At 71.9% G+C, this 10,264-nt stretch carries 1 protein-coding gene and 1 pseudogene; both read left to right on the top strand.

Going from position 1 to position 10,264, the window contains the following annotated elements:
- Positions 1-65: 65 nt before the first annotated feature.
- A pseudogene (locus STRTUCAR8_RS04500) lies at positions 66-3,425 on the top strand (type I polyketide synthase); the annotation flags it as partial.
- Positions 3,426-3,486: 61 nt separating this feature from the next.
- Complete coding sequence (locus STRTUCAR8_RS04495; RefSeq protein WP_006374253.1) at positions 3,487-10,089, top strand: type I polyketide synthase; 6,603 nt, start codon at positions 3,487-3,489, stop codon at positions 10,087-10,089.
- The last annotated feature ends 175 nt before the right edge of the window (positions 10,090-10,264 follow it).

Genomic DNA, 10,264 nt, shown 5'->3' with positions numbered 1-10,264 from the left:
GACAGGGGAGTTGACCCACCATGGCGGGCGAGGACAAGCTTCGCGACTACCTGAAGAAGGCCGTCGCCGATGGCCGTGAGGCACGTCGGCAGCTGCGCGACCTCGAGGAGAAGCAGCGCGAGCCGATCGCGATCGTGGGAATGGCGTGCCGCTATCCCGGCGGCGTGTCCTCGCCCGACGACCTCTGGCGTCTCGTGGCGGACGGTACGGACGCCATAGGCGGTTTCCCCGACAACCGGGGCTGGGACCTGGACGCCCTCTACGACCCCGACCCCGAGCACACCGGAACCACGTACACCCGTCAGGGCGGATTCCTGTACGACGCCGACGGGTTCGACCCCGCGTTCTTCGGGATGTCCCCGCGCGAGGCCACCGCGATCGACCCGCAGCAGCGACTCCTGCTGGAGACGGCGTGGGAGGCGTTCGAACACGCGGGCATCGACCCGACCGCACTGCGCGGCTCAGGCACCGGCGTGTTCACGGGCCTGATGTACAACGACTACGGCTCACGTCCCCACCTGCCCCCGGAGGACTTCGAGGGCTATCTGTACAGCGGCAGCGCCGCAAGCATCGCCGCGGGCCGGCTCTCGTACACCTACGGCTTCGAGGGCCCGGCCGTGTCCGTCGACACCGCCTGCTCCTCCTCCCTGGTCGCCCTGCACCTGGCGGCGAACGCGCTGCGCAACGGCGAGTGCTCGCTCGCCCTCGCCGGCGGCGTCACGGTGATGTCGACACCGGTCGCCTTCCTCGAGTTCTCCCGTCTCCAAGGCCTGTCTCCCGACGGGCGCTCCAAGTCTTTCGCGGCGGGGGCGGACGGTGTGGCGTGGTCGGAGGGTGTGGGGTTGTTGTTGGTGGAGCGCTTGTCGGACGCCCGGCGGAAGGGTCATCGGGTGCTGGCGGTTGTCCGTGGTAGCGCGGTGAATCAGGACGGTGCGAGTAATGGGCTGACGGCGCCGAACGGTCCGTCGCAGGAGCGGGTGATCCGTCAGGCGTTGGAGAGTGCCCGTCTGACTCCTGCTGATGTGGATGTGGTGGAGGCGCACGGTACGGGGACCCGGTTGGGGGATCCGATCGAGGCGCAGGCGTTGTTGGCGACGTACGGGCAGGGTCGTGAGCGGCCTTTGTGGCTGGGGTCGTTGAAGTCGAACATCGGGCATGCGCAGGCGGCTGCGGGTGTGGGTGGTGTGATCAAGATGGTGGAGGCGATGCGGCACGGTGTGCTGCCGAAAACCCTGCATGTCGATGAGCCGTCGCCGTTCGTGGAGTGGGACGCGGGTGCGGTGGAGTTGCTGACCGAGGCCCGTGAGTGGCCGGCACGGGAGCAGTCGCCACGCCGGGCAGGAGTCTCCTCCTTCGGATTCGGCGGCACCAACGCCCACGTGATCATCGAGGAAGTCCCCGCCGAGATCTCGGCCGAGATATCCGCCGAGGCGCCCGTCGAGACGTCCGCCGGGGCCACCGGGAAGCGCACCCTGCCCGCCCTGCCGTGGGTCCTCTCCGCGCGCACCCCCCAGGCGCTCACCGCGCAGGCCGAACGCCTCCGCGCCTTCGCCGGACAGCCCGACGCTCCCGACCCGTTGGACATCGCGTACTCCCTGGCCGCCACCCGCACCACCTTTGATCACCGCGCGGTGGTCGTGGGTACCGGCCGCGCCGAACTCCTTGACGAGCTGGGCCGGTTGAGCCCTGTCACCCCCGCACGTCGTGGTGGGTTGGGTCTGGTGTTTTCGGGTCAGGGTGGGCAGCGGGTGGGGATGGGGCGTGGGTTGTATTCGGCGTTTCCGGTGTTCGCGGAGGCGTTGGACGAGGTGTGTGGGGTGTTGGATCCGTTGTTGGGTGGGTCGTTGCGGGAGGTGTTGTTCGCGGCTGAGGGTTCTGTCGGGGCGGGGTTGTTGGGGGAGACGGGGTGGACGCAGCCGGCGTTGTTCGGGTTCGAGGTGGCGTTGTTCCGGTTGGTGGAGTCGTGGGGTGTGCGGCCGGATTTTGTGGCGGGGCATTCGGTGGGGGAGTTGGCGGCTGCTCATTGTGCGGGGGTGATGGATCTTGCGGAGGCGGGGCGGTTGGTGGCTGCTCGGGCCGGGTTGATGCAGGGGTTGCCTGGTGGGGGCGTGATGGTCGCCGTCGAGGCCACCGAATCCGAGGTGGTGGCCGCGGTCGGGGACCGTGGTGACGAGATAGGGGTGGCGGCGGTCAACGGGCCGTCGGCGGTGGTGGTCTCCGGTGCCGCGGATGCCGTGGAGGAAGTGGTGGGGGCGTTGGCCCGGAAGGGCCGGCGGGTGCGGCGCCTTGAGGTGTCGCACGCCTTCCACTCGCCGTTGATGGACGGGATGCTCGAGGACTTCCGAACGGTCGCGAAGGAGATCCGCTACCGGGCTCCGCGGCTGCCGGTGGTCTCGACGGTGACGGGCAAGGCGGCCTCCGGTGAGGACCTCCGCTCGGCGGACTACTGGGTGAACCAGGTCCGCCAGGCAGTCCGCTACGCCGACGCCGTCACCACCCTGGAGGCCGAAGGCGTCACCACGATCCTGGAGATCGGCCCCGGCGGTGTCCTCGCCGCCCTGGCCGCCCAGACCGTACGCGACCCCGACGCCCTGACCGCCACCGTCGCGACCCGCGCGGGCCGTCCCGAGCCGGAGACCCTCGTCGAAGCGCTCGGCACGCTCCACGCACGGGGCGTGCCCGTCGACTGGGACGCGTTCTTCACCGGCACCGGAGCCCGCCGAGCACCGCTGCCCACCTACGCCTTCCAGCGCCGGCGGTACTGGCTCGACGAGCTGCCCCCGTCGGACGGCGACCGCGCGCCACGCACCGTCCCGACACCGTCGGCCACGCCCGACGGCCACGAGGAGACGAGCGGCACCGTCCCCCTGGCCGAGCGGCTCGCGCCACTGAGCGAGGCGCGACAGGAGCAGTACCTCCTTACCGTCGTGACGGAGCTGGTGGCGAAGGTGCTCAAGCACCCCGACACCTCCGGCATCGTGCCCGACCGCCCCTTCCAGGAGCTCGGCTTCGACTCCCTCACCGGCGTCGAACTGCGCAACCGGCTGGGTGCCGAGACCGGCCTGTCCCTGCCCGCCACCGTCGTCTTCGACCACCCGTCACCCGCCGCGCTCGTGGCCTACGTACGGGCCGAGGCGGTGTCAGCCCCCGGCGTGCCGGCCCGTTCCGTGACCGCGGAACTCGACCGGCTGGAGGCCTCTCTCGAGGTCCTGGTCGCGGAGGGTTCAGGCTCCGATGACACGCGGGCGGCACTCGCCGCCCGGCTGAAAGCCCTCGCCGACCGCCTCGCCGACGGCCATGCGGGTCCGGCCGACGGCCCGCTCCCGACCGCTGCCGCCGTCGATGTGGCGGACCTCATGGCGGCCTCGTCCGCCGACGAGATCTTCGACTTCATCGACAGCCGGCTCGGCCGGACCGCGGACTGACACCGCACGACCCGCCCCCCAGAACCGCACCCTTCCGGTACCGAGGAGAGACTGATTCCGCATGTCCGCTGACATGTCCCGTGAGCAGAAGCAGGCCCAGACCAAGGAACAGAAGCTCGTCGACTACCTGAAGTGGGTGACAGCCGACCTGCAGAAGGCGCGCGAGCGGATCGAAACGCTCGAGTCGGCCGCCGCCGAACCCGTGGCCATCGTGGGCATGGCCTGCCGCTTCCCCGGCGGCGTCGCGTCACCCGACGACCTGTGGCGCCTCGCCGCCGAAGGAAGGGACGCGATCAGCGAGTTTCCGGCCGACCGGGGCTGGGACCTGGACGCCCTGTACAGCAGCGACCGCGACGAGCCAGGAACCTCGTACACCCGGGAGGGCGGATTCCTCGACGGGGCCACCCTGTTCGACGCCGACTTCTTCGGCATCTCGCCCCGCGAGGCACGCGCGATGGACCCCCAGCAGCGCGTCCTCCTGGAGACGGCGTGGGAGGCCTTCGAAGACGCCGGGATCGACCCTGCGACGCTCCGGGGCAGCCGTACCGCCGTGTTCGCCGGCGTGATCGAGCAGAGCTACCTCGGCCTCGAAGGCCCCGCCGAACTCGAGGGTCACCTCATGACCGGCAAGCTCAGCAGCGTGGCCTCCGGGCGCATCGCCTACACCTTCGGCCTCGAAGGGCCGGCCGTGTCCGTCGACACCGCGTGCTCCTCCTCACTGGTCGCGCTCCACCTGGCGGTCGAATCGGTACGCCGAGGAGAGTCGACCCTCGCTCTCGCGGGCGGCGCGACGGTCACCGCGACCCCGGGCGGATTCGTCGACTTCTCCCGGCAGGGCGGACTGGCGCCCGACGGACGTATCAAGTCCTTCGCCGCGGCGGCCGACGGCACCTCCTGGTCGGAGGGTGTGGGGCTGCTGGTGGTGGAGCGGCTGTCGGATGCGCGGCGGAAGGGTCATCGGGTGCTGGCGGTTGTCCGTGGTAGCGCGGTGAATCAGGACGGTGCGAGTAATGGGCTGACGGCGCCGAACGGTCCGTCGCAGGAGCGGGTGATCCGTCAGGCGCTGGAGAGTGCCCGTCTCGCCCCTGCCGACGTGGACGCGGTGGAGGCACACGGTACGGGGACCCGGTTGGGCGATCCGATCGAGGCGCAGGCGCTGCTGGCGACCTACGGACGGGACCGTCAACGGCCTTTGTATCTGGGGTCGTTGAAGTCGAACATCGGACACACGGTGGCGGCGGCCGGCGTCGGCGGCGTGATCAAGATGGTCCAGGCCATACGGCACGGTGTGCTCCCCAAGACCCTGCACGTCGACCGGCCCACCCCCATGGTCGACTGGAGCTCCGGTCCGGTCGAACTGCTCACCGAGGCACGCGACTGGCCCGCCCGTGAGTCGGGCCCACGTCGCGCCGCCGTCTCGGCGTTCGGCGTGAGCGGCACGAACGCCCACGTCATCCTCGAGGAGGCTCCGGCAGCGGAGGACACCTCACCCGAGCCGGACCGGACGCTCCCGGCAGTGCCCTGGTTCCTCTCCGCGCCGGACGCTGACGCCCTGCGCGCACAGGCCGAGCGGCTGCGCGACCATCTGGCCGCACACCCCGAGCAGTCCGCCACCGACATCGCCCACTCCCTCGCGACCACACGCGCCCTGCACCGCCACCGCGCTGTCCTGACCGGAGCCGATCGCGAGGAACTCGCCGACTCCCTGCGCCAGTTGACCGAGACGGAACCGGCTGTGGCACCTCCGACCGTCGAGGCCCCCGCACGTCGTGGTGGGTTGGGTCTGGTGTTTTCGGGTCAGGGTGGGCAGCGGGTGGGGATGGGGCGTGGGTTGTATTCGGCGTTTCCGGTGTTCGCGGAGGCGTTGGACGAGGTGTGTGGGGTGTTGGATCCGTTGTTGGGTGGGTCGTTGCGGGAGGTGTTGTTCGCGGCTGAGGGTTCTGTCGGGGCGGGGTTGTTGGGGGAGACGGGGTGGACGCAGCCGGCGTTGTTCGGGTTCGAGGTGGCGTTGTTCCGGTTGGTGGAGTCGTGGGGTGTGCGGCCGGATTTTGTGGCGGGGCATTCGGTGGGGGAGTTGGCGGCTGCTCATTGTGCGGGGGTGATGGATCTTGCTGAGGCGGGGCGGTTGGTGGCTGCTCGGGCCGGGTTGATGCAGGGGTTGCCTGGTGGGGGCGTGATGGTCGCCGTCGAGGCCACCGAAGCCGAGGTCGCGCCCTGGCTCGTCGGACACGAGGACGAGGTGTCCGTCGCAGCGGTCAACGGCCCGCGCTCGCTGGTGCTCTCCGGTGTACGGGACACCGTCGTCGCCGTCGGGGAACGCCTCGCCTCGCAGGGCCGGCGGGTGCGGCGCCTTGAGGTGTCGCACGCGTTCCACTCGCCGTTGATGGACGGGATGCTCGAGGACTTCCGCACGGTCGCGAAGGAGATCCGCTACCGGGCTCCGCGGCTGCCGGTGGTCTCGACGGTGACGGGCAAGGTGGCCGAGGGCGAGGACCTCCGCTCGGCGGACTACTGGGTGAACCAGGTCCGCCAGGAAGTCCGCTACGCCGACGCCGTCACCACCCTGTACGAGAACGGCGTGCGGACCTTCGTCGAGATCGGCCCCGGCGGCGTACTCGCCGCCCTCACCCAGACCGTCCTCGCCGACGGGAAGGACATCACCGTCCAGGCCCTCCAGCGCCATGACAGGACCGAGCCGCACGCGCTGGTGGACGGCATCGGTACCCTCCACGCACGGGGCGTGTCCGTCGACTGGGACGCGTTCTTCACCGGCACCGGAGCCCGGCAAGTACCGCTGCCCACCTACGCCTTCCAGCGCCGGCGGTACTGGGTCGACGCGCTCTCGGGCAGGGCCCGGGACGCCGGCGGTCTCGGCCTCGACACCACCGACCATCCCCTGATCGGTACCGCGCTGTTCCCCGGCGACCGCGACGAGGCGTTGTTCACGGCCCGTCTGTCGGCCCGCACCGCAGGCCTCCTCACCGCGCACACCGTCGCCGGCGAGACCGTCGTACCGAACGCGGTGCTGGCCGAACTGGCCATCCGGGCCGGTGACGAGACCGGCTGCACCACCGTCGACCAACTCACCGTCGACGCACCGCTGGTGCTGCCCCGCACCGGGGCCGTGCAACTCCAGGTCCGCGTCGGCGAACCGGACCCGGCAGGCCGACGCGTCCTCACGTTCCACGCCCGGCCCGACGACACCGGCGCGTCCTGGACACGCCACGCGCACGGACTCCTGAGCGAGGCACCGCTCGTCCCGCCGACGAAGGCCGAGCCGACGACACAGTGGCCGCCGACCGGCGCCGAACCCGTCCCCGGCGATGACGACGAGCCGGACGGCGTGTCCGCCCCGTCCGCGATGTACGAGCGCTTCGCCGCCGCCGGATCGGTGTACGGGCCGGAGTACCAGGGCCTCACCCGGATGTGGCGGCAAGCCGACGAACTGTTCGCCGAAGTGACCCTGGCCGCCGAAACCGACGCGCGGGGCGGCAGTTTCGGTCTCCACCCGGCCCTGCTGGAGGCCGCCCTGCAGCCGCTGTACGCCACCGGCCTGCCCGGCCTTCCACCCACCCCGACCCGATGGCGCGGCCTGCGCCTGCACGCCACCGGCGCCGACACCCTGCGCGTCCACATCACCCCGCTCCCCGGCGTCGCCGACACCTATGCCATGCACCTCACCGACCCGGCCGGGCAGACCGTCGCGGTGGTCGACGCCGTGACCCTCGGCCCCGTCCACCCCGAAGCGCTGCGGGCCGCCCGCTCCCGCCACCAGGACGCGCTCCACCACGTCGAGTGGCTCGCGCGGCCCCTGCCCGCCGCCGCCCTGCGGTGGATCACCCTCGGCTCGGACACGTACCCGGACGCGCCTTCCGTGACCGTCGCCGTGGCCGCCGGTGAGCGGATCGACGCCGCACGCCTGGACCTGACCACCCCTGCCGGGCTCGCCGCCGAGGACGCCGTCAGGGACACCGTGGGCCGGGCCCTGGCATGGGCTCAGCAGTGGCTCGCCCAGGACACCCTGTCCGCGACGCCGCTGGTCGTCGTGACCCGTGGTGCCGTGGCCGCCACCAAGGACGAGGACATCACCGACCCGGCCGCGGCCGCCGCCTGGGGCCTGCTGCGCTCGGCGCAGTCGGAGGCACCAGGACGGATAGTCCTGGTGGACCTGGACCTGGACCTGGACCTGGACCTGGACCTGGACGCCGGCCCGGACGCCCTGTCCGCCGCGCCCGCCCTGTCCGGCGTGGTCGCCTCCGGCGAACCGCAGGCCGCGGTACGCGGTACCGGCACGAGCGGTGCCCCCGTGATCCGCGTACCGCGCCTGCTGCGCACGCCGAGGCAGGCGGCGCCCACGTCCGCCGGCCCGCGCGCCGAGTGGGACCCCGACGGCACCGTCCTCGTCACGGGCGGTACCGGATCGCTCGGTGCGCACTTCGCGCGCCACCTGGTCACCGAGCACGGCGTACGCCACCTGCTGCTGGCCGGCAGGCGTGGCCCGGACGCCCCGGGCGCCGACGAACTGCGGGCCGAACTCCTCGCGCTGGGCGCGTCGGTGACCGTGGCCGCGTGCGACGTGGCCGACCGCACGGCACTCGCACGGCTGCTGGCGTCGGTGCCGGCCGAGCATCCGCTGCGGGCCGTCGTCCACACCGCCGGCGTGCTCGACGACGGGGTCATCGCGTCGCAGACCCCGCAGCGGCTCGACGCCGTGCTGCGGCCCAAGGCCGACGCGGCCTGGGCCCTGCACGAGCTGACCCGGGACGCCGACCTGACGGCGTTCGTCCTGTTCTCGTCCGTCGCCGCGGCCATCGGCGGCCCCGGCCAGTCCATCTACGCCGCGGCCAACGCCCACCTGGACGCACTCGCGACGCACCGTGCCGCGCTGGGACTGCCCGCCACGTCCATCGCCTGGGGCCTGTGGGAGCAGGCGACCGGCCTGACAGACGGTCTGACCGAGACGGACCTCAAACGGATCGCCCGCAGCGGATTCCTCCCGGTCCGGCAGGAGCAGGGCACGGCCCTGTTCGACCTGGCCCTGCGAACCGGCCGCCCGTACGCCGTGGCGACCCCGCTCGACACCTCGGCCCTGCGACGGCAGCCACAGGTTCCGGCGCTGCTCAGGTCCGTGGTGCGGGTCCCGGCCCGCGCCACCGCCCGCGGTGCGGCCGACGCGGGGCCCGCCCTCGCCGACCGGCTCGCCGGACTCGACGAACAGGAACAGCACACGATCGTCCTCGAAGCGGTGACGGCGGAGATCGCCCGGGTCCTCGGCCGCACCGACACCGCGGGCACCGACCCCGAACGCCCGCTGCAGAACAGCGGCTTCGACTCACTGACCTCCGTGGAACTGCGCAACCGGCTCGTCGCCGTCTCCGGTCTGCGGCTGCCGGCGACCCTGGTCTTCGACCACCCGACCCCCCGGGCCCTGGCGGCGCACCTGCGCACCGCGCTTCTCGCGTCCCGGGACGCGACGCCCGCGTCCGCCGAGGCCACGGCCGTCGACTACGGCGCCGACATCGGACTCCCCGACGACATCCGCCCGGCCGAGCAGGTCGTACGCACCGTCGTCGCCCCGGCGGACATCCTGCTGACCGGCGCTAGCGGGTTCCTCGGCGCGTTCCTGCTGCGTGATCTGATGCGCACCACGACCGCCCGCGTCCACTGCCTGGTGCGCGGCACGGACGACGGGGCGGCGTACGAGCGGCTGCGGGACAGCCTGGTCTGGTACCGCGTCTGGGACGAGATCGACGAGAGCCGGCTGCGCGTGCTCGCCGGCGACCTGGCGAACGAGCGCCTGGGACTGACCGAGGAGGTGTACGACGGCCTGGCCCGCACCGCCGACGTGGTCTACCACGCGGGCGCCACTGTGCACTGGCTGCACCCCTACGAGGCACTGCGGACCGCCAACGTCCTGGGCACCCGGGAGATCCTGCGGCTGGCGGCCCGCCACCGCACGGTTCCGGTGCACTACGTCTCGACGGTCGGGGTGTTCAACGGGCCGGTCACACCCGGCGTTCCGCTGAAGGTGACCGACCCGACCGGCCCCGCCGAAGCGCTGCCGAGCGGCTACCTGCAGTCCAAGTGGGTCGCCGAACAGATAGTGGGCCTCGCCCGTGACCGGGGTCTGCCGGTGTCCGTGCACCGCGTCGACGTCATCGCCGGCGACACACGCAACGGGGCCTGCCAGACACGCGACTTCGTCTGGCTCAGCCTCAAGGGCCTGCTCCAGGCGCAGGCCGCGCCCACAGGAGCCGGCGGACGCTTCCATCTGCTGCCGGTCGACTACGTCAGCGCGGCCATCGTCGGCATCTCGCTGCGCGGGGAGGCAGGCGGCACCTTCCATCTGTTCAACCGCAGCTCGCTGAGCCTCGCGGACTGCGTGTCGTACCTGCGCGAACGCGGCTACCGGCTCGACGCGTCGGACTGGGAGCGGTGGAGCGCGGCGGTGCGGGCCGACCGGGACAACGCGCTGCTCCCGCTGCTGCACGCCTTCGAGATGATGACGTCGGACACCGACGGCTTCTACCCGCCCATCGACACGTCGGAGACCGATGCGGCTCTCGCCGGCACGGACATCCTCTGCCCGCCTCTGACACGTGAACTCTTCGGCCGGTACGTGGACTTCTTCGTCGAGGAAGGGCATTTCCCGCCCGCCCGGTGACCGTCCACGACCGCCGATCGGACAACCTCCGCCGGCTGTGCACTACCTCAACCTCCGCGCGGACCACACCAGCTTCCTCCACGGTTTCACGACCGCCGACCGCGACCGCGTGACGATCGACTTCGCCACTCACGGGGTGAGGATGTCCCACCTCCTGCACTGGGGGTGAGTCCGG

This window comes from Streptomyces turgidiscabies Car8 (assembly GCF_000331005.1).
In the GTDB taxonomy this organism is placed as follows: domain Bacteria; phylum Actinomycetota; class Actinomycetes; order Streptomycetales; family Streptomycetaceae; genus Streptomyces; species Streptomyces turgidiscabies.
Note: the sequence above shows the minus strand (reverse complement) of the source record. Positions and strands in the feature narration are given on the sequence as shown.